Annotated in this window: 21 protein-coding genes; 5 read left to right on the top strand and 16 right to left on the bottom strand. The window is 67.4% G+C overall.

Going from position 1 to position 21724, the window contains the following annotated elements; translation table 11 throughout:
- Positions 1 to 55 precede the first annotated feature (55 nt).
- Positions 56 to 544, bottom strand: coding sequence for a DUF1249 domain-containing protein (locus tag AB4059_RS02025; RefSeq protein WP_498976152.1), 489 nt, complete (start codon positions 542 to 544; stop codon positions 56 to 58).
- A gap of 133 nt (positions 545 to 677) precedes the next feature.
- Complete coding sequence (gene ppsR / locus AB4059_RS02020) at positions 678 to 1499, bottom strand: posphoenolpyruvate synthetase regulatory kinase/phosphorylase PpsR (protein ID WP_498962224.1); 822 nt, start codon at positions 1497 to 1499, stop codon at positions 678 to 680.
- A 104-nt stretch (positions 1500 to 1603) separates the two neighbouring features.
- Between ppsR and ppsA the strand changes: the two genes are divergently transcribed.
- On the top strand, positions 1604 to 3973 hold the full coding sequence (gene ppsA, locus AB4059_RS02015; RefSeq protein WP_498976150.1) for a phosphoenolpyruvate synthase: 2370 nt from the start codon (positions 1604 to 1606) through the stop codon (positions 3971 to 3973).
- On the opposite strand, the gene AB4059_RS02010 is transcribed toward ppsA, so the two are convergent.
- Together AB4059_RS02010 and orn are read right to left on the bottom strand one after the other, a co-directional pair.
- Positions 3970 to 6936 (bottom strand): ligand-binding sensor domain-containing diguanylate cyclase, encoded by a 2967-nt coding sequence (locus tag AB4059_RS02010; RefSeq protein ID WP_498976148.1) that lies wholly within the window; start codon positions 6934 to 6936, stop codon positions 3970 to 3972. The genes ppsA and AB4059_RS02010 overlap by 4 nt on opposite strands.
- A gap of 1 nt (position 6937) precedes the next feature.
- Positions 6938 to 7510, bottom strand: a complete 573-nt coding sequence (gene orn, locus AB4059_RS02005) for an oligoribonuclease (protein WP_498976146.1) — start codon at positions 7508 to 7510, stop codon at positions 6938 to 6940.
- Positions 7511 to 7577: 67 nt separating this feature from the next.
- Between orn and AB4059_RS02000 the strand changes: the two genes are divergently transcribed.
- A complete protein-coding gene (locus tag AB4059_RS02000) occupies positions 7578 to 8042 on the top strand; it encodes a DUF2721 domain-containing protein (protein WP_498976144.1) in 465 nt (154 codons plus the stop codon).
- 1 nt (position 8043) lies between these two features.
- Here the strand turns inward: AB4059_RS02000 and tadA are convergent, their stop codons facing one another.
- The 5 genes from tadA to folD form a co-directional block, all read right to left on the bottom strand.
- On the bottom strand, positions 8044 to 8523 hold the full coding sequence (gene tadA / locus AB4059_RS01995) for a tRNA adenosine(34) deaminase TadA (protein ID WP_498976142.1): 480 nt from the start codon (positions 8521 to 8523) through the stop codon (positions 8044 to 8046).
- The gene (locus AB4059_RS01990) at positions 8520 to 8942 is read right to left on the bottom strand and encodes a YciI family protein (protein ID WP_498976140.1); all 423 of its coding nucleotides are present in this window, start codon (positions 8940 to 8942) and stop codon (positions 8520 to 8522) included. The genes tadA and AB4059_RS01990 overlap by 4 nt, the downstream gene beginning before the upstream one ends.
- 103 nt (positions 8943 to 9045) lie before the next feature.
- Positions 9046 to 10617 carry a glutamine-hydrolyzing GMP synthase gene (gene guaA, locus AB4059_RS01985; RefSeq protein WP_498976138.1) on the bottom strand — a complete coding sequence of 524 codons (1572 nt, stop codon included), beginning with the start codon at positions 10615 to 10617 and terminating at the stop codon, positions 9046 to 9048.
- A gap of 46 nt (positions 10618 to 10663) precedes the next feature.
- Entirely contained in the window at positions 10664 to 12121 is a 1458-nt protein-coding gene (guaB, locus tag AB4059_RS01980) for an IMP dehydrogenase (protein WP_498976136.1), read from the bottom strand.
- 41 nt (positions 12122 to 12162) lie between these two features.
- Complete coding sequence (folD, locus tag AB4059_RS01975) at positions 12163 to 13035, bottom strand: bifunctional methylenetetrahydrofolate dehydrogenase/methenyltetrahydrofolate cyclohydrolase FolD (RefSeq protein WP_498976134.1); 873 nt, start codon at positions 13033 to 13035, stop codon at positions 12163 to 12165.
- A gap of 102 nt (positions 13036 to 13137) precedes the next feature.
- Between folD and AB4059_RS01970 the strand changes: the two genes are divergently transcribed.
- From AB4059_RS01970 to AB4059_RS01960, 3 genes are read left to right on the top strand one after another with little or no spacing between them, the layout of a single operon-like run.
- Positions 13138 to 13452: a DUF1244 domain-containing protein gene (locus AB4059_RS01970; protein WP_498976132.1), complete on the top strand. Its 315-nt coding sequence runs from the start codon at positions 13138 to 13140 to the stop codon at positions 13450 to 13452.
- Positions 13449 to 14237, top strand: coding sequence for an alpha/beta hydrolase (locus AB4059_RS01965; RefSeq protein WP_498976130.1), 789 nt, complete (start codon positions 13449 to 13451; stop codon positions 14235 to 14237). Before AB4059_RS01970 ends, AB4059_RS01965 begins: the two co-directional genes overlap by 4 nt.
- Before the next feature lie 32 nt (positions 14238 to 14269).
- On the top strand, positions 14270 to 14437 hold the full coding sequence (locus AB4059_RS01960; RefSeq protein ID WP_498976128.1) for a hypothetical protein: 168 nt from the start codon (positions 14270 to 14272) through the stop codon (positions 14435 to 14437).
- Here AB4059_RS01960 and AB4059_RS01955 read toward each other — a convergent pair whose 3' ends face one another.
- From AB4059_RS01955 to AB4059_RS01925, 7 genes are read right to left on the bottom strand one after another with little or no spacing between them, the layout of a single operon-like run.
- Positions 14438 to 15463, bottom strand: coding sequence for a DUF2272 domain-containing protein (locus AB4059_RS01955; RefSeq protein WP_498976126.1), 1026 nt, complete (start codon positions 15461 to 15463; stop codon positions 14438 to 14440).
- 32 nt (positions 15464 to 15495) lie between these two features.
- Positions 15496 to 16623: a molybdopterin-synthase adenylyltransferase MoeB gene (gene moeB, locus AB4059_RS01950; protein ID WP_498976124.1), complete on the bottom strand. Its 1128-nt coding sequence runs from the start codon at positions 16621 to 16623 to the stop codon at positions 15496 to 15498.
- Between the two features lie 23 nt (positions 16624 to 16646).
- Positions 16647 to 17864 carry a molybdopterin molybdotransferase MoeA gene (locus AB4059_RS01945; protein ID WP_498976122.1) on the bottom strand — a complete coding sequence of 406 codons (1218 nt, stop codon included), beginning with the start codon at positions 17862 to 17864 and terminating at the stop codon, positions 16647 to 16649.
- Positions 17865 to 17881: 17 nt separating this feature from the next.
- Positions 17882 to 18448 (bottom strand): molybdenum cofactor guanylyltransferase, encoded by a 567-nt coding sequence (gene mobA / locus AB4059_RS01940; RefSeq protein ID WP_498976120.1) that lies wholly within the window; start codon positions 18446 to 18448, stop codon positions 17882 to 17884.
- 7 nt (positions 18449 to 18455) lie between these two features.
- Complete coding sequence (der, locus tag AB4059_RS01935; RefSeq protein WP_498976117.1) at positions 18456 to 19856, bottom strand: ribosome biogenesis GTPase Der; 1401 nt, start codon at positions 19854 to 19856, stop codon at positions 18456 to 18458.
- Positions 19857 to 19864: 8 nt separating this feature from the next.
- Positions 19865 to 21067: an outer membrane protein assembly factor BamB gene (gene bamB, locus AB4059_RS01930; RefSeq protein ID WP_498976115.1), complete on the bottom strand. Its 1203-nt coding sequence runs from the start codon at positions 21065 to 21067 to the stop codon at positions 19865 to 19867.
- Positions 21067 to 21705, bottom strand: a complete 639-nt coding sequence (locus tag AB4059_RS01925) for a YfgM family protein (protein ID WP_498976113.1) — start codon at positions 21703 to 21705, stop codon at positions 21067 to 21069. Before AB4059_RS01925 ends, bamB begins: the two co-directional genes overlap by 1 nt.
- Positions 21706 to 21724: the final 19 nt, after the last annotated feature.

Genomic DNA, 21724 nt, shown 5'->3' with positions numbered 1-21724 from the left:
CCTGCAGAGCGTCAACACTTTTTTGAACACAACTTCATGCGAATGCTACGGACGCTCAGGCGGCGATCGTTACCGCGTCGTCGGGCAGGCGCACCAGTGTCGCGACGCCATGCCCCTGCTCGGCCAGGTACTGGATCCACTTGCCGAGGAAGGTGTTCATGCGCAGGCGATGGCACACCACTTCGGCCGGCGGCGGATACATGCCGATGACGTCCTGCCAGCGGCGCCCGACATAGCAGTGCGTGGCCTCGACCTGCTTGGCATCGCGATACAGCCGCAGGTGCGCGGAGGGGTCGGGCTGGCCGGTCAGCGGATCGCGGATGGCGTAGCTCAATCTCAGTTCGACGGTATAGGCGTGGATCTCGATGACGTCGAGCACCACGTCGAGCCCGTCTCCGACGCTGGAAACGTAGCGTCCGACGGCGAGGTGTTGCGGTTCGAACAGGCGCACCAGGCGCACGTGGTTCTCTGCATACAACGCCATCAGCCAGCCGAAGCGGCTCAATCGCGGGATGCGCGCGGTGCGGGATGCGATGCGGCTCATGGGCCGATCCTACACGCCGGAAACCCTTCGCGGCAGCATTGACGACACGTTCCAGCAGGCATAACGTTTGGTTTCCCAACGCGCGGCAACGCGTCGCAAAAACCATCCCAAATTCCGGCCGCGTTTCACGCTGTCAGAACATCTCCCGGTGGATCCCCAACGTGGTCAGCACCTTGCTCGAGATCTCCTCGATCGAGGTATGCGTCGTGCTCAACGTGGTCAAGCGCTCGTTGCGGAAGATGTGTTCTGCCTGCGCCACTTCGCGCTTGCACGTATCCAATTGCGAGTAGCGCGAATTCGGCCGGCGCTCCTGGCGGATCTGGTGCAGCCGCACCGGATCGATCGTCAGCCCGAACAATTTGTGTCGATGCGGGCGCAGTTTCGCCGGCAGGCGATCGGCTTCGAGGTCTTCCTCGGTCAACGGATAGTTGGCCGCGCAGATGCCGTAATGCAGCGCGAGATAAACGCAGGTCGGCGTCTTGCCCGCGCGCGACACGCCGACCAGGATGATCTCGGCGTCCTCGAAATCCATGCTCATGCCGTCGTCGTGCGTGAGCGCGTAGTTCATCGCGTTGATGCGCCGGTGGTAGGCCTCGAAGTTCACCATGCCGTGCGCCTGCCCCACCCGCATCGATCGCTGCTCGCCGAGCTCGCGCTCCAGCGGCTCGATGAAGGGCGCGAAGATGTCCAGCATCAGCCCGCCGCTCTCGGCCAGGATCCGATACAGCTCGTTGTCGACGCAGGAATTGACCACGATCGGCCGCACCCCGGCGACCTGCCCGGCCTCACGAATGCGGTTGGCGGCCTCCCGGGCCTTGTCGGCCGTGTCGACGAAAGAGATGCGGTCGGTGCTGAACCGCGTGTCGGCGAACTGGGTCAGCAGGCTGTGGCCGATGGTTTCGGCCGTGATGCCGGTGCCGTCGGAAACATAGAAGACCGGGCGGGTTTGGGTCATGTGGAGGCGATGAGGACGCGGGGTCTGTAAAATACCGCGCTTCGCGGCAGCGCGGCCCGCGCCCGCCACGTCCCCTCCCCCTTTCGATGCCGGAGCCCCACGCCTTGAGCGCCAACATCCTGTGGCTGCACGACCTGCGACTGACCGACCTGGCGCAGGTGGGCGGCAAGAATTCCTCGCTCGGCGAGATGATCGGCAACCTGGCGAAGCTCGGCGTCTCCGTGCCCGGCGGCTATGCGACCACGGCCGATGCCTTCAAGGCCTTCATCGCCCATAACGATCTCCACCAGCGCATCTTCGACCGCCTGGCCACGCTGGACGTGGAAGACGTGCCGGCCCTCAACGCCGCCGGCGCGGAAATCCGCGGCTGGGTGATCGACGCCCCGCTGCAGCCCGACCTCGACCAGGACATCCGCACCGCCTACGCCAAGCTCTGCGCGGAGAACGGTGGCCATGAACTCGCGGTCGCCGTGCGCTCTTCGGCCACCGCCGAAGACCTCCCCGATGCCAGCTTCGCCGGCCAGCAGGAAACCTTCCTCAACGTCACCGGCGCCGACGATGTCGTGCGCAAGGTCAAGGAAGTCTTCGCTTCGCTCTACAACGACCGCGCGATCGCCTACCGCGTGCACCACGGCTTCAAGCACGAAGACGTGTTCCTGTCGGCGGGCGTGCAGTTGATGGTGCGCTCGGACGTCGGTTCTTCCGGCGTACTGTTCACCCTCGACACCGAATCGGGTTTCCGCGACGTGGTGTTCATCACCGCCAGCTACGGCCTGGGCGAGAACGTCGTGCAGGGTGCGGTGAATCCCGACGAGTTCTATGTCTTCAAGCCCACGCTGCGCCAGGGCAAGCCGGCGATCCTGCGCCGCTCGCTCGGTTCCAAGCAGATCCGCATGGTGTATTCGGACAAGCCGGGCGAACGCGTGCGCAACGAAGACACGCCGGAGAATCTGCGCAACACCTTCTCGGTCAGCGACGCCGACGTGCACGAACTCGCGCGCCAGGCGCTGACCATCGAGGAGCACTACGGCCGCCCGATGGACATCGAGTGGGCGAAGGACGGCGTCAGCGGCAAGTTGTTCATCGTGCAGGCGCGTCCGGAAACGGTGAAGTCGCGCGGCCACGCGACGCAGATCGAACGCTACAACCTCGAAAAGCGCGGCACCGTCGTCGCCGAAGGCCGCGCGATCGGCCAGAAGATCGGCGCGGGCGTGGCGCGCGTCGTGCACTCGCTCGACGACATGGCCCGCGTGCAGCCCGGCGACGTGCTCGTCGCCGACATGACCGACCCCGATTGGGAACCGGTGATGAAGCGCGCCTCGGCCATCGTCACCAACCGCGGCGGCCGCACCTGCCACGCGGCGATCATCGCGCGCGAACTCGGCGTGCCGGCGGTCGTCGGCACGGGCGACGCGCTCGACCGCATCAAGGACGGCGAAACGGTCACCGTCAGCTGCGCCGAAGGCGACACCGGTTTCATCTACGACGGTGCCCTGCCCTTCGAACGCACGACGACGGACCTGGCGAACATGCCGCCGGCGCCGCTGAAGATCATGATGAACGTCGCCAACCCCGACCGCGCCTTCGACTTCGGCATGTTGCCGAACGCGGGCATCGGCCTGGCGCGCCTGGAGATGATCATCGCCTCGCACATCGGCGTGCATCCCAAGGCCCTGCTCGAGTATTCGAAGCAGGATGCGGCGACGAAGCAGAAGATCGACGCCAAGATGGCCGGCTATGCGAGCCCGGTGGACTTCTACGTCGACCGCCTCGCCGAAGGCATCGCGACCATCACCGCGTCGGTCGCGCCCAGCCCGGTGATCGTGCGCCTGTCGGACTTCAAGTCCAACGAATACGCCAACCTCATCGGCGGTTCGAAGTACGAGCCGCACGAAGAGAACCCGATGATCGGCTTCCGCGGCGCGAGCCGTTACGTCGATCCGTCCTTCAAGGATTGCTTCGCGCTGGAATGCCAGGCGGTGCGCAAGGTGCGCGACACGATGGGCCTCACCAATTGCTGGGTGATGATCCCGTTCGTGCGCACGCTCGACGAAGGCCGCCGCGTGCTCGAAGTGCTGAAGGAAAACGGCCTGGAGCAAGGCCGCGATGGGCTGAAGGTCATCATGATGTGCGAGGTGCCGTCCAACGCGCTGATGGCCGATGAATTCCTCGAGATGTTCGATGGCTTCTCGATCGGTTCGAACGATCTGACGCAGCTCACGCTCGGCCTGGACCGCGACTCGGCGATCGTCGCCAACCTCTTCGACGAACGCGACCCGGCGGTGAAGAAGATGCTGTCGATGGCCATCAAGGCCGCGCGCGCCAAGGGCAAGTACATCGGCATCTGCGGCCAGGGCCCGAGCGACCATCCGGACCTCGCGCTGTGGCTGATGGAACAGGGCATCGAATCGGTGTCGCTGAATCCGGACACGGTCGTCGACACCTGGCTCGCATTGGCCAAGGCGAAGGGCTAACCGACGATCCGGTTCCTTCCCGCCCGCTTCGCCTCGTACAGCAGCTGATCGGCGCGCCGTACGAGGCGTTCGTGGTGCGCGAAACCCGTTCGGTCGCACACGCCGCCGCTCAGCGTCATGCGCCACCCCGGCGCGAACGCATCGCAGTTCAGGGCTTCGATCGCCGCGCGTGCGGTTTCGCAGCGTGCGCGCGCCTGTTCGAGCGTCGTCGCCGGGAACAGCACGGCGAACTCCTCGCCGCCCCAACGCGCCAGCAATGCATCGTGGTTCAGCGCATCGAGCAATACGCGCGCCACTTCGCGTAGCGCTTCATCGCCTGCCGCGTGCGAATACTCGTCGTTGATGTGCTTGAAGTTGTCGATGTCCAGCAACGCGAAACTCAGCGGCTGCTGCGTGCGCACCGCCGCCTCGTAGGCGCGCGCCAGGCCTTCGTCGAGGCTGCGGCGATTCTGCAGGCCGGTCAGCGCATCCTCGCGCGCCTGGCGTTCGAAGGCTTCGGACTTGTCCTGCAATTGGTGCAACAGCCGCGTCTTGTCTTCGTCGGCGATCAACAGGCGCGAGGCTTGTTCGCGCAGGTCGCGCGTGCGTTCCTCGACCACCCGTTCCAATTCCATCGCGCGCACGCGCAGGCTGCGCGTGCGCCAGCGGATGTAGAAGAAGACCAGCATCGCCAGCGCGATCAGGCACGCGGCCATGAACCAGGCGTTCTGCCAGACCTGCGGCTGGATTTCGATCTCCAACGCCGTCGTATCCGGGTTCCAGCCCTGCCCCAGCCCTGGCGCCGATGAGGTGACCAGGAAGCGATATTTGCCGGGCCCGAGATTGGTGTACTGCGCCACGCGCTGGTTGCCGCGTTCGTTCCAACCCGCATCCACGCCTTCGAGGCGATAGCGATAGCGCAGCAAGCGTGGCATCTGGAAACTCAGCCCCGCATAGTGGAATTCGAGCTTGCGCGTCCCCGGCGGCAACAACAGCTTCGACTGCGTGGGCAACTCGCGATCGTCGGCAAGCACCTGTTCGATCACCACCGGCGGCAATTGCCGGCGATAGCTGTGCAACACCGTCGGGTCGACCATCGCGGCGCCGCGCGCCGTGGCCACCCACAAGCGGCCTTGTGCATCGCGGATCGCCGCCGGCCCCGAGCCACCGTTGGCCTGGCTACTGGCGAGGCCATCGGGTTCGCCGAACTGATCGGGATTCACCGTGCGCTGCTTGCCGTCCAGCACCGCTTGCGCATCGCGACGCGCCACGCGCAACACACCGCGGTTCGACGTCAACCACAGGCTGCCCGCCTGATCGTCGACCACCTGGAACAAGGTGTCGATCGGCAAACCTTGCGACAAACCCAGCGATGCCAGCTGCCCGTTGCGGTAACGCACCAGGCCGCGGTCGGTGGCGATCCACACCGTGCCGTCGCTGTCCTCGTGGAAGGCGAACACGTCCTGCGCATCGTTCATGCGATGCAGGTCGATCGGTTCGACGCGCTCGTTCCCTGCACGGTCGTCGACCACGCGCGCCGCGCCGTTGGCCGTGCCGACCCACACTGCGCCATCGCGCGCGACGTGCAGGCCGAGCACGAAATCGCGCGGCAAACCCGCGGCCGCACCGAACATGCGAAACTTGCCGTCCTTCCTCTGCACCAGGCCGCGCGAGGTGCCGATCCACAGCGATCCGTCGCGCCCATGCGCGAGTGCGCGCACCTGGTTGCTGCCCGGCATGCCGCTCGCCGTGTCGTAGTGCTCGACCACCTTGCGATTGCGCAGGCGCAACAACCCGCCGACGTACGTGCCGACCCACAGACTGTCGTCGTCTTCGGCGAGCAGGCTCAGGATCGAATCGCCCGGCAATCCGTCGGCGCTGGTGAGGACATCGACGACCTTGCCGTCCTTCCAGCGATTCAACCCGCGGCTGGTGCCGATCCAGATGCTGCCGTCACGGCCTTGCACGATCGCGCGCACGTAGTCGTCGCTCAGGCCCTGCTCGGTGTTGAAGGTCGTGAACGGCGCATCGCGCAGGCGCAACAGGCCCGCGTTCGTGCCGGCCCACAGGCTGCCTTCGCGATCGACGAACAGCGCCGCGACGCGATTGTTCGGCAGTCCCTTCTGGCTGCTGAGCGCGTCGAGCGTGCCGTCGGCGCCCAGGCGCAGCAGGCCGTGGTTGACGGTGCCGACCCACAGGTCGCCGGCGGCATCGCGCACGAGGCTGGGCACGCCGTCGGCCGGCAAGGTGGGCGAAACCAGTTCGAAGCGTTCGCCCACGCGCCGATACGCACCGCGCTCGGTGCCGGCGTACAACGTGCCGTCGGCCATTTGTTCGAGATGGAAGATCGGTGCTGCGGGCAGGCCGTCGTCTTCGTTGTAAATGATGGGCGCCTTGTCGCCGACGAAGTGCGCGACCCCCGCGGCCGTCGACAACCACACCGAATCATCGCGATCGCGCACCAGCCCGAAGGTGATGTTCGTCGGAAGCCCGGTCGTCTGGTTGTACTGGCGTGCGCGACCGTTGCCATCGATGCGCGTCAGGCCCGCGCTCTCGGTCGCGACGAACAGGCGTCCCTTCGCGTCGAGCACCGCATCCATGACCTCGTCCTGCGCCAGGCCGTCGCGCTTGCCGTAGGTGCGCCACGTACCGTTGCGCAGCACGCTCACGCCGCCGCGCGATGTTCCGACGACGAGCGCGCCATCGGGCGCGACGCGAATCGAGCGAATGCCGTTGTCCCGCAGCGCCGGCGTGTTGCGGCGGTCGATGACGTGGAATTCCAGGCCGTTGTAACGCACCAGCCCTTCCCAGGTCCCGAACCACAGATAGCCGTCGGGCGTCTGCGCGATCGCGTTGACCTGGTTGTGCGGCAGGCCTTCGCGGGTGGTCCAGGTTTCGCGGAAGTAGGCGTTGACCGGCTTGCCGGCGGCATGCGCGCCGGCAGCGAGGATGCACAGCGCAAGCAGTGCAAGGAAGCGGCGCACCCTACCCCGTCGGCAGGCCCGACAGGGGGCCCATGTGACGCCGATAGTAGGCCAGTTCGGCGATCGAATCGCGCACGTCGCTCAGGGCCGTGTGCGCCGATTGCTTACGCACGCCGGCCATGACCGCGGGCGCCCAGCGCCGCGCCAGCTCCTTGAGGGTGCTGACATCGAGGTTGCGGTAGTGGAAGTGGTTCTCCAGCGCCGGCATGAGGCGGTGCAGGAAACGGCGGTCCTGGCAGATCGAGTTGCCGCACATCGGGGACGCGTTGGCGGGGACCCACTCGGAGAGGAACGCCAGCGTGCGCGCCTCGGCCTGGTCGAGCGTCACGTGGCTGTCGACGACGCGTTGCCACAGGCCCGACTTGCGGTGCTGCGTGCGGTTCCACTCGTCCATCGCCTCGAGCACCGACACAGGGTGCGCGATCGCCAGCTCCGGGCCTTCGGCGAGGACCTGCAGGTTGGAGTCGGTGACGATCGTGGCGATCTCGAGGATCGAATCGCGGCCGGTATCGAGCCCGGTCATCTCCAGGTCGATCCAGATCAACCGGCCTTCACTGTCCATGTGGTTCGGCATGTGCTCGCTTGGGAAACGGGACCTGCCGCATGATAGCCCAGCCCCTTCGCCCGCCCGCGCCCGCCCGATGCCCTCCGTCCTCCAGTCCGCCCTCGCGCACTACGCCATCCTGACCGCCATGCTGGCCCCTGCCCTGCTCATGGCGGCCACGGCCTCGTTGCTGACCTCGGCCAACGCGCGCCTGGCCCGCGTGGTCGATCGCCTGCGCGCGCTGATGGTCAGCTGGGAATTCGACGCGCCCGACGCGGCGGAACGCCATGACCAGATCAAGCGCCATCGCCGCCGCGCGCACCTGGTGTTGCGCGCGTGCCAGATGCTCTACGGCGCGCTCGGCGCATTCGTGGGCACCAGCCTGTCGCTTGCGCTGGATGCCTTCACCGGATTCAAGCTCGGCGTGGTGCCCACCGCGCTGGCATTGCTCGGCGTGATGTTCCTGCTCGCCGCGAGCATCGTCCTGGGCAGCGAAGTGAGCCTGTCGGTCTCCAGCTTCGACCTGGAGATGGAGCAGGAAATGAAGCGCAAGCGCGGGTGATTCAGAGCGCGGGCTTGCCGCGCTTCTTGCGGAAGTAATTCGTCAGGCGCGTGCCGGCTTCGTCGGCGAGTACGCCGCCGACGACTTCCACGCGGTGGTTGTGGCGCGGATCGGCCAATAGATCGAACACGCTGCCCGCGGCACCGGTCTTCGGATCGCTGGCGCCGTAAACCACGCGCGCCACGCGCGCATGCACCATCGCCATCGCGCACATCGCGCACGGTTCCAGCGTCACGTACAGCGTGCTGCCGAGCAGTCGATGGTTGCCCACGCGCGCGCCGGCCTGGCGCAATGCGACGACTTCGGCATGCGCCGTCGGGTCGCGGTCGGTGATGTTGCGGTTCCAGCCTTCGCCGAGAACTTCGCCTTCGGCGGAGACCAGCAATGCGCCGACGGGAATTTCGTCGTCTTCGTGCTCCGCGCGCTCGGCCAATGCGAGCGCACGTTGCATCCAGGCGATGTCGGTGTCGGCTTGGCTCACGCGACCCCGAGCCTGCCGCGTTCGCCCTCGCGCGGCGCCGCGAGTTCTTCCGGAGACACGAACCCTTCCAGGTCCGCCGCTTCGAAAAACGGGCGGATCTCGACCGCGCCCATGCCGAAGTTCGGGGCCTTCATCGCCCACGCAAGCGCTTCGTCCATGTCCTTCACTTCCCAGATCGAGAAGCCGGCGACCACTTCGCGCGCTTCGGCGAACGGGCCGTCGACGACCATGCGTTCCGACCCCTGGTCGACGATGCGCTTGGACTCCGATTCGGGCTTGAGGCCGGCGCCGGCCACGAACACACCGGCGGCGACGAGCTCTTCGGTGAAGCGGTCCATCGCCTGGAAAGCTTCCAGCTGCTCGGGCGTGGGTTCCATCGGGGTATTCGGGTCCATCTTCGCAAAGACCATGACGCGCATTGTCGATCTCCTCGTTGGCAGGCCCCTGGCGGCCCTTACCCTTGACGACGAACGAGCGGGGCGAAAATCGACAAGGCCCCCGGAATTATTTCGTGAGGGCGCCCTACTCCCACTCGATCGTCGCCGGCGGCTTGCCGCTGATGTCGTACACCACGCGCGAGACGCCGCGCAGCTCGTTGATGATGCGGTTGGACACCATGCCCAGGAACTCGTGCGGCAGGTGCGCCCAGTGCGCGGTCATGAAGTCGACCGTCTCCACGGCGCGCAGCGCGATCACCCATTCGTAGGCGCGCGCATCGCCCACCACGCCCACCGACTTCACCGGCAGGAACACCGCGAAGGCCTGGCTGACCTTGTCGTACAGGCCGTGCTTGCGCAGTTCGTCGATGAAGATGTGGTCGGCCTTGGCGAGCAGCTCGGCGTACTCGGGCTTCACTTCGCCCAGGATGCGCACGCCCAGGCCCGGGCCGGGGAACGGATGGCGGTAGACCATCGACGGCGGCAAGCCCAGTTCGACGCCCAGGCGGCGCACTTCGTCCTTGAACAATTCGCGCAACGGTTCGACGAGGCCGAGCTTCATGTGCTCGGGCAAGCCACCGACGTTGTGGTGGCTCTTGATGACGTGCGCCTTGCCGGTCTTGCTGCCCGCCGATTCGATCACGTCGGGATAGATCGTGCCCTGCGCGAGCCACTTGGCGTTCGCGAGCTTGGTGGATTCTTCGTCGAAGATGTCGACGAACAGATTGCCGATGATCTTGCGCTTGGCTTCCGGATCGCCGACGCCTTCGAGCTTGGCGAAGTAACGCGGCGCGGCATCCACGCGAATGACCTTGACGCCCATGTGCTCGGCGAACATCGCCATCACCTGGTCGCCTTCCTCGAAACGCAGCAGGCCGGTGTCGACGAACACGCACGTCAACTGATCGCCGATCGCGCGATGTAGCAGCGCGGCGACCACGGAGGAATCCACGCCGCCCGACAAGCCGAGGATCACTTCCTCCGACCCCATCTGCGCGCGAACGCGCGCGACGAGGTCGTCGATGATGTTCGCGGCCGTCCACAAGGTGTCGCAACCGCAGATGTCCACGACGAAGCGGCGCAACAGCGCCTGCCCCTGCCGCGTGTGCGTGACTTCGGGATGGAACTGCACGCCGTACCAGCGGCGCGATTCGTCGGCCATCGCGGCGACGGGAATGCGGTCGGTGCGCGCGGTGACGGTGAAGCCCGGCGGCGCGTGCGACACGTGGTCGCCATGGCTCATCCACACATCCAGGCGCGGCGGCGAACCGGGGTGGTCCTTCAATCCGTCGAACAGGGCATCGTGCGCGACGATCTCGACCTGCGCATGGCCGAACTCGCGCTGGTCCGCCGCTTCGGTCGCGCCCCCCAGCTGCGCGGCCATCGTCTGCATGCCGTAGCAGATGCCGAGCAGCGGCAGGCCGCAATCCCACACTTCCTGCGGCGCGCTCGGCGCACCGGGCAGCGTGGTCGATTCGGGGCCGCCGGACAGGATGATGCCCTTGGCGCCGAACTTCGCGATTTCCGACGGATCGTGGTCCCACGCCCAGATTTCGCAATAGACGCCGAGCTCGCGGATGCGGCGCGCGATCAGCTGCGTGTATTGCGCGCCGAAATCGAGGATGAGGATCTTGTCGGTGTGGATATCGTGGGTCATTGGGGGCCCTGATGCGAAAGCGCCGGCACGAAGCCGGCGCGGTGGTTCAAGAAGCGCGGTAGTTCGGCGGTTCCTTCGTGATCTGCACGTCGTGCACGTGCGATTCGCGCGTGCCGGCGGAGGTCACCTTCACGAAGGACGGCTTGTTGCGCATTTCGTCGATGGTCGCGCAACCGACGTAACCCATCGTCGCGCGCAGGCCGCCGGCGAGTTGATGCACGACGCCACTGAGCGGGCCGCGATACGGCACGCGCCCTTCGATGCCTTCGGGCACGAGCTTGTCGGCGTCGCTGGCATCCTGGAAATAGCGGTCCTTCGACCCCTTCTCCATCGCGCCCAGCGAACCCATGCCGCGATAGCTCTTGTAGCTGCGACCCTGGAACAGTTCGGTTTCGCCCGGCGATTCCTCGGTGCCGGCGAACAGGCCGCCGATCATCACGCTCGATGCGCCGGCGACGATCGCCTTGCCGATGTCGCCCGAATAGCGGATGCCGCCGTCGGCGATCAGCGGAATGCGATCCTGCAGCGCTTCGGCGACCATCGAGACCGCGGTGACCTGCGGCACGCCGACGCCCGCGACGATGCGCGTGGTGCAGATCGAACCGGGGCCGACGCCGACTTTCACCGCGTCCGCGCCGTTGTCCATCAGCGCGAGCGCCGCATCGCCGGTGACGATGTTGCCGCCGACGACTTCGAGTTTCGGGAAGCGCTTCTTCGCCCACTTCACGCGATCGAGCACGCCCTGCGAATGGCCGTGCGCGGTGTCGACGATGATCACGTCCACGCCCGCGGCGACGAGCGCTTCGATGCGTTGTTCGGTATCGCCGCCCACGCCGACCGCGGCGCCGACGAGCAGGCGCTCGCTGGGGTCGTAGGCGGCGTTGGGGTTGTCCTGCTTCTTCTGGATGTCCTTGACGGTGATCAGGCCACGCAGTTCGAAACCGTCGTTGACGACGAGGACTTTCTCGATGCGGTGCTTGTGCAGCAGCTGCACGACTTCTTCGTCGCTGGCGCCTTCGCGCACGGTGATCAGCCGATCCTTCTTGGTCATGATGTGGCGGACCGGATCGTCGAGCTTCTTCTCGAAGCGCATGTCGCGCCCGGTGACGATGCCCATCAGCTGGCCGTTCTCGACCACCGGCACGCCGGAGATGTTGCGTGCGCGGGTGAGCTTGAGCACTTCGCCGATCGTCGTTTCGGGCCCGACGGTGAAGGGCTCCTTGATCACGCCGGCTTCGAACTTCTTGACGCGCGCCACTTCCGCGGCCTGGCGTTCGATGGACATGTTCTTGTGGAGGATGCCGATGCCGCCGAGCTGGGCCATCGTGACGGCCAGGCGGGCTTCGGTGACGGTGTCCATGGCGGCGGACACGATCGGCATGTTCAGTCGCAGGTTGCGCGTGAGGCGCGTGGCGAGGCGGACGTCCTTGGGGAGGACCGTGGAATGCGCGGGGACGAGCGAGATGTCGTCGTAGGTAAGCGCTTCGGCCAGGATGCGGAGCATTGGGCTACCCGAGTGCGGGAAGCGCGACATTGTAGCCGGAATCAGCCCGCGTCCGATGCCTCTGCCGCCTCCAGTGTGTTCTGCATGAGTGTCGCAACGGTCATGGGCCCCACCCCGCCGGGGACCGGCGTGATCCAGCTGGCGCGCTTGGCGGCCGCTTCGAAACCGACGTCGCCGACCAGCCGGCCGTCGTCGAGGCGGTTGATGCCCACGTCGATCACCACCGCGCCTTCCTTGACCCACTCGCCGGGGACCAGCCCGGGGCGGCCCACGGCGACGACGAGGATGTCGGCGTTGCGCACGGAGGCCTCGAGCACGTCGGGCGGCGTGAACTTGTGGCAGGCCGTGACCGTGCAGCCGGCGATCAGCAGCTCCAGCGCCATCGGGCGGCCGACGTGGTTGGAGACGCCCACGATCGTCGCGCTGGCACCGCGCACGGGGCGGTCGGTGTAGGCCAGCAGGGTCGTGATGCCGCGCGGCGTGCAGGGCCGCAGGCCGAACTGGCGCAGGGCCAGGTGGCCGACGTTCTCGGGATGGAAGCCGTCGACGTCCTTGCGCGGGTCGATGCGGTGGATCAGCTCGGTCGCATCGCGCCGGTCGGGCAAGGGCAACTGGACCAGGATGCCGTGGACCTCGGGGTCGGCGTTGAGGCGGTCGACGAGCGCCAGGAGTTGCGCGTCGGTGGTCGTGGCCGGGAGGTCGTGGTCGATCGCGCGGATCCCCACCTTCTCCGCGGCCCGGCGCTTGTTGCGCACGTAGACCGACGAGGCCGGGTCGTTGCCCACCAGGACCACGGCCAGGCCCGGGCGCGGTTTGCCCGCCGCGACCCGTGCGGTGACCCGGGCGGCGAGCGAATCGAGCAGTTCCTCGGCGATCCGCTTGCCGTCGAGGATGCGGGCGGGGGGCATCGTCATGTGCAGGCGACCGGCCGTATGTTGGAGTCAGGGCCGGACATTATTGCCGACCCGTTGTAGCCTCGCGACCACGAGGGCCACCAAAGGCAACGAGCACGACGCATGAGCGGGCAGGACTACGAAAATACACAACTGGAGGCCGCGGTGTTCCGCCGCCTGGTCGAGCACCTCATGCGCGAGCGCGCGGACGTGCAGAACATCGATCTGATGACGGTGGCCGGCTTCTGCCGCAATTGCCTGGCCGATTGGTACCGCGAGGCCGCAGAACACCGAGGAATCGCGTTGACGAAGGAAGAGGCCCGGGACACTGTCTACGGCGAACCCTTCGCGCAATGGAAGGCCCGACACCAGCGCGAGGCGACGCCCGAACAACTGGCCGCCTTCGAGGCCGCGCAACGCAAGGAGGCACCGCGATGAAACTCCGCAAGCCCGTCGTGATCACCTTGATCGCCGCCGCCCCGGTCCTCGCCTATGCCGGTGTGTGCGGATGGATGTACGCCAAGCAGCGCGACATCCTCTACCTGCCGCAGGCCACCAAGTCCGATCCGGCGCAGACCGACTTCGGCATCGCCCGCAACGGGGTGATGCTCAATGGTTGGCTGGTGAACATCGGGCAGCCGGGCGCGGTGGTGTACTTCGGCGGCAACGCCGAACGCATCGAGTTGCGCAAGGCCGACTTCGCCAAGTGGTTCCCGAATTCGAGTATCTACCTGGTGCCGTATCGCGGTTACGGCGCGAGCGAAGGCACGCCGACGCAGGCCGACATCCTCGAAGACGCCCTCGCCGTCTTCGACCAGGTGCAGGCGCGCCAGCCCGGCGCGAAAATCGTCGTGATCGGGCGCAGCCTCGGCAGCGCGGTGGCCAGTTACGTCGCGTCCAAACGGCCCGTCGCCAAGCTCGTGCTCGTCACGCCATTCGACAGCATGGCGAACGTCGCGCAGACGCATTACCCGTGGCTCCCGGTGAAATGGCTGCTGCAGGACAAGTACGAACAGGCGACTTACCTGCGCGACTACAAGGGCCCCTTGCTGATCGTGCGCGCCGGCCGCGACGACGTCGTGCCTGCCGCCAACACGGACAACCTGATCGCATCGCTGCGTCGCAAAGCCGACGTGCTCGACCTGCCGAACGACGATCACGCGACGGTCGCCGCGAGCGCCACCTACGCGCGATCGCTCATGGCCTTCGTGGGGACCCCTTGATGATGAACCAGGCGAAATGCCCGAAGTGCGACATGCGCGTGCTGCACGTCAACGTCGAACAAGCCATCGCGACCGTCGACGGCGCCACCAAGCAGCGGCGCGTGATGACGTTCTCCTGCATCCACTGCAACGCCGTGCTCGGCGTGCAGATGGACGAGCGCACCAAGCCGCGGCCCAAACGCGCCACGCCCGCCGCCTGATCAGGGCGTCGCGGGCACCGCGGCAGGCGCCGGTGGCGTCAGTGGCTTGGGTTCGACCGGGCAGCGCTGCATGTTCGCCGGCATCGGCAACGGGCACAGCGTGCAGCATTGCACCGGCGCGGCCGGCATCGGCGGCGGCGCGCCCGCCTTGGGTTCCAGTTTCAACAGCGCCACCCAATCCTGTCGATTGAACGTGCACCCTGCACTCGCGCCGGGCGTACATGCCACGGTCATCGTGCCGCGATGCGGCAGGTTCCACAGCGCGCCGGTGCGGTTGACGTGCAGCGTGCGCATCGTGACGCCCTGCAGGACGTTGCCGCCCACGGCGTAGAGTTTCCCGTCGTCGATCGACACCACGATGTCGCAATGCATGGCGATGTTGTCGCCACCGCGGTCGACGTACGCGCGAATGCCCGCCGACCCCATCGGCACGCTCTGCCCGCGCGTGAAGCACAGCAAGTCGCCGACCGCCGGCGCTTGTGTGTCGGGATCGGCGAAGCGCAACGGCGCATCCGGCCCGCCCTTCAAGGCTTGGCGCACGAAATCGAAATGACTCGCCGACGGCGCGAACCCGGGCACGCCCGCGCGCACGTAGACGAAGGAGACGAAAGTCGCCGACCACGGCGTATCGATGACGAAGGCGCGGCACGCGGCCGATCCGGGCCAGACATCGAGCGAATAGCCGCATTCGTTCGCGCCCATGTGGCCGGACATCCCGTACAGCAGGCCGGTGCCCTTCCAGTAATCCACGACGCGACGCCATGCCATGGTGGTGCCGTCCTGCAGGCGGCTGTTCTCGGCTTCGGCCACGCGGATGCTCGCCAGGCGCCCTTGCTCGTCGAGGAACGGCGAGAACCACAACCGGCTTTCGGCGCAGGCCACCGCGGCGACGCGCTGGCCCCAGGTGGTCGCCGGCGGCGCGGCGATGTCGCACGGCTCGCCTGCGCGAGCATCGTGCAGGCCCGCGAAGGTAAGTGCGACCAACAGCAACAACGAAGCGACCTGCTTGCGGACTGCAACTTCCATGTCACCCCCGGTCCCGTCGTGGGGCCGGCGGTTCAGCCCCCTGCGCAGAACCTCGCATAGTCGATGTAACCGGGAAAATCACGCCCGGGCGGACACACCGGGCAATCGGGGTCGGGCGCCAGGCGGGTTTCGCGGAAGCGCAGGCCCAGGGTATCGACGTGCAACAGGCGGCCGGTCAGCGGCGTGCCGATGCCGAGGATCAACTTGATCGCCTCGGTCGCCTGCAGCAATCCGATCAGCCCCGGCACCACGCCGAGCACGCCGGCTTCGGCGCAATTGGGCGCCGCTTCCGGCGGCGGCGGTTCGGGGAACAGGCAGCGATAGCACGGCGCCGAACCGCGATGCCGCCCCGCGTCGAACACGCCCACCTGCCCTTCGAACCGATGCACCGCACCGTACACCAGCGGCTTGCCGAGTTTCACGCATGCATCGTTGAGCAGGTAGCGCGCGGCGAAGTTGTCGGCGCCGTCGACGACGAGGTCGACGCCTTCCAGCAGGCGTTCGACGTTGTCGGAAGTCACGCGTTCGTCGATGGCCTCGATGCGCGTGCGCGGATTGAGCGCGTTCAACGTGATCTGCGCACTCTCGACCTTCGACACGCCGATGCGCGCATCGGTATGCAGGATCTGCCGCTGCAGGTTGCTGCGATCCACGACATCATCGTCGGCGATGCGCAAGGTGCCCACGCCCGCGGCCGCAAGGTAATACGCGACCGGCGAACCGAGCCCGCCGGCACCGATCACGAGCACCGTGGCCGCTTCCAGGCGTTTCTGTCCGGCAAGCCCGACTTCGGGCAAGCGCAGGTGGCGCGAATAGCGATCGCTGAAATCCTCGTCGAGCTCGGGCGCCTCCATCGGCAGGCCCGCGGCCGACCACGCGACCGTTCCCCCGATGACGGAAGCCAGGTTCGTATAGCCGTGCGAGGCCAGCGCATCGGCGGCGAATTGCGAACGCCGGCCGCTCTGGCAGATCAGCAATATCTCGGCGGCGGTGTCGGGCAAGTGCGTCGACGGGTCGGCTTCGAGGTCCGCACGCGCGATGCCGCGTGCGCCGTGCGCGGTGCCGAGCGCGCGCTCGTGCGCGTCGCGGACATCGATCAACAGCGCGCCGGCCTGCTGGCGTGCGAGGGCTTCGGCGGGGGTGCGTTCGTGGACGGACATTCGGGGATTATCCGCCTCGAACGTTAATACGGCAGCACGTCGACGACATCGCCGATGGAAAGCTGCTGCGGCCCGTCCGGAACGACGATCAGTGCATCGGCCATCGCCGCGGCGCGCAGGTGGTGCGAACCGGTGGCGGCGTCAGGTGCGATATGAAGCGTGCCGTCTTCGCCGGCGGTGAGGCGGCCACGGATGAATTCGCGGCGCGCGTGCGTCTTGTCGATCGGTGCCGACAGGCGCGCCCGGAACTGGCGGCGCGCTTCCGTACGCCCCTGCAGCCTATCGATCAGGCGGCGCCCGAGCGTGGCATAGGTCGCGAAGACCGAGACCGGATTGCCGGGCAATCCCAGGAAGCGTGCGCGGTCGAGGTCGCCGAACAACAGCGGCATCCCCGGTTTCATGCGCACCTTCCAGAACGCGATGCGGCCGTGCGCGTCCAGCAGCGCGGGCACGTGGTCCTTCTCGCCGGCCGACACCGCGCCGCAGGTGATCACGACATCGAAACTCGATGCGGCGTCGCGCAGCGTCGAAGCGATGCGCTCGGGATCGTCGGGCAAGGTGGGCCACGCGGTGGGTTCGAGCCCGTCGGCGCGCAGCAGGCCCATCAGCAACTCGCGGTTGCTGTCGTGGATCTGGCCCGGTTCGAGCGGAATGCCCGGCGGTACGAGTTCGTCGCCGGTGGTGAAAACGGCGACCGTGGGCCGCGCGGACACCGCGAGTTGATCGATGCCGAGCGATGCGGCGGTGGCCACGCGCGCTGGCGTCAGGACGAGACCCGGCGCGAACACCGCGTCGCCCACTTCGACGTCTTCGCCCGCGTGGCGCACGTTGGCGCCGGCGCGAATGCCGGCGGGAATCGCGATGCGATCGCCCTCGACGCGTACGACTTCGCGGATGACGACGGTATCGGCACCCCGCGGCATCGGCGCACCAGTGGTGATGCGGATGCATTCGCCCGCCTGCACGTGCAGGTCTCGCGCACGACCGGCGAATTGTTCGCCGACCAATTGCAGGATCGTTTCGCCTTGCGCGAGATCGGCATGGCGCACGGCGTAACCGTCCATCGCGCTGTTGTCGAAGGGCGGCTGCGGGATCGGTGCGACCACCTCCTGCGCAAGGATGCGCTGGTGCGTGCGCGCCAGGGCGAGGCGTTCGATCGGCAAGCGATGTTCGGCCGCGCTCGCATCGATGATGGCCTGCGCTTGATCGAACGTCAGTTGCGTGGGGAAGTGATCAAGCATGTCGATGGTCGCGCATGTCAGGGAAGCCGGGCCTGGGCCGCGACCAGATCGTCGGGCGTGTTGAGGTTGCCGAGGCGAACGCCCGGCAGGCGGATGCGCGGCATCTTGAGGCGTTGTTGCAGCGCCTGGACCGAACGGTCTTCGCTGGCGAGCACCGCAGCGCGCAGCGCTTCGAGATGCCACAACGCGACCAGGGGCTGCGGACCGTCGTCGTCTTCGATGCTCGCGCCCTGCCCGCCCGCGCTGGCCAGCGTGGGCACCAGGCAATCGTTGACGAACACCAGGTCGACGGGAACGGTGAGCAACCAGGGTTGCGTGCACGCTTGTGCCAGTGCATCCAGGCCGCCGATGGGGCCGAGGTCCGGCGCGCGATCCGGCACCGCGATCAGGCCGAGTGATGCGTAGCGTTCGAGATCGCGATTGGCGCTCACCAGCACTTGCGCGACTTCGCGTTCGAAGCGATCGGCCAAACGCTGCACCTGCGCGATGCCACCGCGCTCGATCCAGGCCTTGTCGATGCCACCCAGCCGCGTGCCGCGGCCACCGGCGAGGATCCCGAGCGCGATGTCCCGCGGCGCGATCACGCGGGCCTTACTTGCCCTTGACGTGCCGCATCAGGCGCCGCTTCTTCGCGACCTGGCGCTCGGTGAGCGCATTCTTCGGCTTGTCCTTGTAGGGGTTTTCGCCTTCCCGGAAGATGAAACGGATCGGCGTGCCCACCAGCTTGAAGCGCTTGCGGAAGAAGTTTTCCAGGTACCGGCGATACGAATCCGACAGCGTGCGCAGGCGTGAGCCATGCACGATGAAGGTCGGCGGATTCTCGCCGCCGGGGTGCGTGTAACGCAGCTTCGCGACGTGCCCGCGCACGACCGGCGGCGGGTTGGTTTCGTACGCGATCTCCATCGCCTTGGTGATTTCGGCGGTGGTGAACTTGCGCGTGGCCGACGCATGCGCGCGGTGCACGGCCTTGAACAGTTCGCGCAGGCCCGAGCCGTGCAGCGCGGAGATGCGCACCGCTTCGGCCCACTCGACGAAGGCGAGCTTGCGCGAGAGCAGCGCTTCGTTCTGCTGGCGCTGGTAGTCGCTTAGCCCGTCCCACTTGTTGACCGCCACGACCAGCGCGCGGCCGGCGTCGAGCACCGCGCCGAGGACGCTCGCGTCCTGTTCGGTCACGCCTTCGACGGCGTCGAGCATGATCACCGCGACCTGGCAGTGTTCGATCGCCTGCAGCGTCTTGACGATCGAGAACTTCTCGACGGCCTCTTCCACGCGGCCCTTGCGCCGCAGGCCGGCGGTGTCGATCAGGCGGTACTTGCGGCCGTCGCGTTCCAGGTCGACGGCGATCGAATCGCGCGTCGTGCCCGGCACGTCGGAAGCGATCATCCGCTCCTCGCCGAGGATGCGGTTGACCAGCGTGGACTTGCCGACGTTCGGGCGGCCGACGAAGGCCACGCGCATGCGCTCGGGATCGTCGTCGAGGATGGCGGTGTCGCCATCTTTCGGAAGCACTTCGAGCGCACGCGCGAACAGCGTATCGATGCCGGTCTTGTGCGCCGAGGAGGTGGCGAGCACGTCCTTGAAACCGTAGCGCGCGAATTCGGCGAGCGCGGCCTGCGGATCCAGGCCGTCGATCTTGTTGACGACCAGGAAGGTCGGCGTGTCGACCTTGCGCAGCCACGCGAGGATCTCGTCGTCGATCGAGGACGCGCCTTCGCGGCCGTCGACGATGAAGAGGATCAGGTCGGCTTCTTCGGCCGCCGAACGCGACTGGCGCGCGGTGGCGCCGGCCAGGCCTTCCTCGCTGCCGGCGATGCCGCCGGTATCCACGAGCACGAACGGGCGCTCGGGATCCAGGCGGCACACGCCGTAGTTGCGATCGCGCGTGACGCCGGGCTCGTCGTGCACGAGGGCATCGCGCGAGCGCGTCAACGCATTGAACAGCGTCGACTTCCCGACGTTCGGACGACCTACCAGCGCGACGAGGGGAAGCATTTTGACCCTTACTGCAGACGGAAAGCCGTGACTTCGCCGTCGGTGTTCTGGATGAGGAGGACGCCGTCGGACACGACGGGCGCGGCCTTCACCGGATCGCCGCCGACGCGCGCACGCGCCGCGAACGCACCATCGGACAGGCGCAGCCAATGCACGTAGCCGTCGTAGTCGGCGACCACGGCGTAATCGCCCTGCACCGCCACGCCGGTGACCTTGCGGCGTGCGAGCGCAGGCTGCGACCACAGCGCGCCACCGGAGGCCTTGTCGATGGCCCACACGGTGCCGGCCGGATCGGACACGACCAGGCGGTCGGGTGCGTTGCCGATGCGGCCCGCGCCACCGTTTTCGCGCTGCCACAGCGAGCGGCCGGTCGGGCCGTCGAGCGCCAGCGTGACCTTCTTGAAGCTGGTGGCGTAGATCGTCGTGCCATCGAGGACGGGCGTGCCGTCGACGTCGGACATGCGATCGAGTTCGCTGCGGCCTTCGTTTTGCGCGACGGCCTGTTCCCACAACAGGCGGCCATCGGTGGTCGACAGCGCGGCGATCGTGCCGTCGTCGTTGCCGACGAACACGAAGCCCGGGCCGATCAACACCGCGTCGTTGCCGCGCACGGTGAGCGCCGGCAAGTCGCGCTGCCAGAACCAGCGGCGCGCGCCGGTTTCGGCGTCGAACGCGGTCACGCGACCATCGTTGCTGTGCACGAACACCAGGCCGTCGCCGATCGCCGGCGCGGCGATGACTTCGGCGCCGACCCTGCCCTTCCACTTCTCGGTGCCGGTCGCGGCATCGAGCGCGATCACTTCGCCGTCGAGCCCGCCGACCGCCACCACGCCGCCGCCCACGCCGGGGCCACCGGACAGGCGCACGTCGGGCTTGTCTTCGACTTCGGCCGGCTTGTAGGTCCACTGCACGGCGCCGGTCTGCAGGTCGAGCGCGCTGACGCCGCCCTTGATCGCCGCCACGTACACCTTGCCGTCGGCGACCGTCGGGCCCTGGCGCACGCCGATCTTGCCTTCGCCCTTGCCGGCGTCGACCGACCACATCTTCGCGACCTTGGCGGTCGGCGTGATGTCGGTCAGTTCAGCCGGTTCGGCGGCCTTCTTGTCGTCCTTGCCACCGAACCACCCCTTGACGGTGCTGCAGCCGCCGAGGACGAACACGCACGCGAGGACGAGCGCCGCGCGCGAAACGATGCGGGAATGCGAAGACATCAGATGCTGGCCTCCGGCCGGGCCGGGCTTCCGCCGACCTGGATGAGCTTGAGTTCGACGAGGCGACGCGCCGGGGTGGCGACGTCGAGTTTGGACAGCGCCTGCGTGTAGGCGGCGCGTGCATCTTCGGTGCGGCCGAGCGCGAAGAGCGCATCGCCGCGCGCTTCGATCGCCGCGGCGCTTTCGGGCTTGTCGCCGATCAGCGCGAGCGCATCCTGCGGCTTGCCGCCGTCCAGGTACAGGCGCGCAAGGCGCGAGCGCACGACGCCCATGATCGCCGGGTCCTTCGCCTGCACGCCCTTGAGCGTGGCGATGGCGGCGTCGCGGTCGCCCTTCTCCACCTGCGCGCGCGCCAGTTGCATCGCGGCCAGGGCGGCGTATTCGGTATCGGACTTCGACAGCGCGACGTTTTCGGCCGCGGCTTTCTTCAGGTCGTTCGCGCCGATGGCGTCGACGACTTCCGAATATTGCGCGCCCATCTGTGCGCGTTGGCCGGCTTGCTGGTTCTGCCACCAGTTCCAGCCGCCGATGACGGCCAGGCCCAGGACGATGCCGCCGATGAGGCCGCCACCGTTCTGGCGCAACCAACCGCGGACGCGTTCGCTTTGTTCGTGCTCATCGAGCAAATGATCGACCATGCTGACTCTTCGGCTGTCT

This window comes from Lysobacter sp. 2RAF19 (assembly GCF_052115395.1).
In the GTDB taxonomy this organism is placed as follows: domain Bacteria; phylum Pseudomonadota; class Gammaproteobacteria; order Xanthomonadales; family Xanthomonadaceae; genus Noviluteimonas.
Note: the sequence above shows the minus strand (reverse complement) of the source record. Positions and strands in the feature narration are given on the sequence as shown.

Coding starts and splice junctions, on each gene's coding strand:
- AB4059_RS02025 (WP_498976152.1), bottom strand. CDS start 544: ATGAGCCGCATCGCATCCCGCACCGCGCGCATCCCGCGATTGAGCCGC.
- ppsR (WP_498962224.1), bottom strand. CDS start 1,499: ATGACCCAAACCCGCCCGGTCTTCTATGTTTCCGACGGCACCGGCATC.
- orn (WP_498976146.1), bottom strand. CDS start 7,510: ATGCCGAACCACATGGACAGTGAAGGCCGGTTGATCTGGATCGACCTG.
- AB4059_RS02000 (WP_498976144.1), top strand. CDS start 7,578: ATGCCCTCCGTCCTCCAGTCCGCCCTCGCGCACTACGCCATCCTGACC.
- AB4059_RS01990 (WP_498976140.1), bottom strand. CDS start 8,942: ATGCGCGTCATGGTCTTTGCGAAGATGGACCCGAATACCCCGATGGAA.
- guaA (WP_498976138.1), bottom strand. CDS start 10,617: ATGACCCACGATATCCACACCGACAAGATCCTCATCCTCGATTTCGGC.
- guaB (WP_498976136.1), bottom strand. CDS start 12,121: ATGCTCCGCATCCTGGCCGAAGCGCTTACCTACGACGACATCTCGCTC.
- folD (WP_498976134.1), bottom strand. CDS start 13,035: ATGACGATGCCCCCCGCCCGCATCCTCGACGGCAAGCGGATCGCCGAG.
- AB4059_RS01970 (WP_498976132.1), top strand. CDS start 13,138: ATGAGCGGGCAGGACTACGAAAATACACAACTGGAGGCCGCGGTGTTC.
- AB4059_RS01965 (WP_498976130.1), top strand. CDS start 13,449: ATGAAACTCCGCAAGCCCGTCGTGATCACCTTGATCGCCGCCGCCCCG.
- AB4059_RS01960 (WP_498976128.1), top strand. CDS start 14,270: ATGCGCGTGCTGCACGTCAACGTCGAACAAGCCATCGCGACCGTCGAC.
- AB4059_RS01955 (WP_498976126.1), bottom strand. CDS start 15,463: ATGGAAGTTGCAGTCCGCAAGCAGGTCGCTTCGTTGTTGCTGTTGGTC.
- moeB (WP_498976124.1), bottom strand. CDS start 16,623: ATGTCCGTCCACGAACGCACCCCCGCCGAAGCCCTCGCACGCCAGCAG.
- AB4059_RS01945 (WP_498976122.1), bottom strand. CDS start 17,864: ATGCTTGATCACTTCCCCACGCAACTGACGTTCGATCAAGCGCAGGCC.
- der (WP_498976117.1), bottom strand. CDS start 19,856: ATGCTTCCCCTCGTCGCGCTGGTAGGTCGTCCGAACGTCGGGAAGTCG.
- bamB (WP_498976115.1), bottom strand. CDS start 21,067: ATGTCTTCGCATTCCCGCATCGTTTCGCGCGCGGCGCTCGTCCTCGCG.
- AB4059_RS01925 (WP_498976113.1), bottom strand. CDS start 21,705: ATGGTCGATCATTTGCTCGATGAGCACGAACAAAGCGAACGCGTCCGC.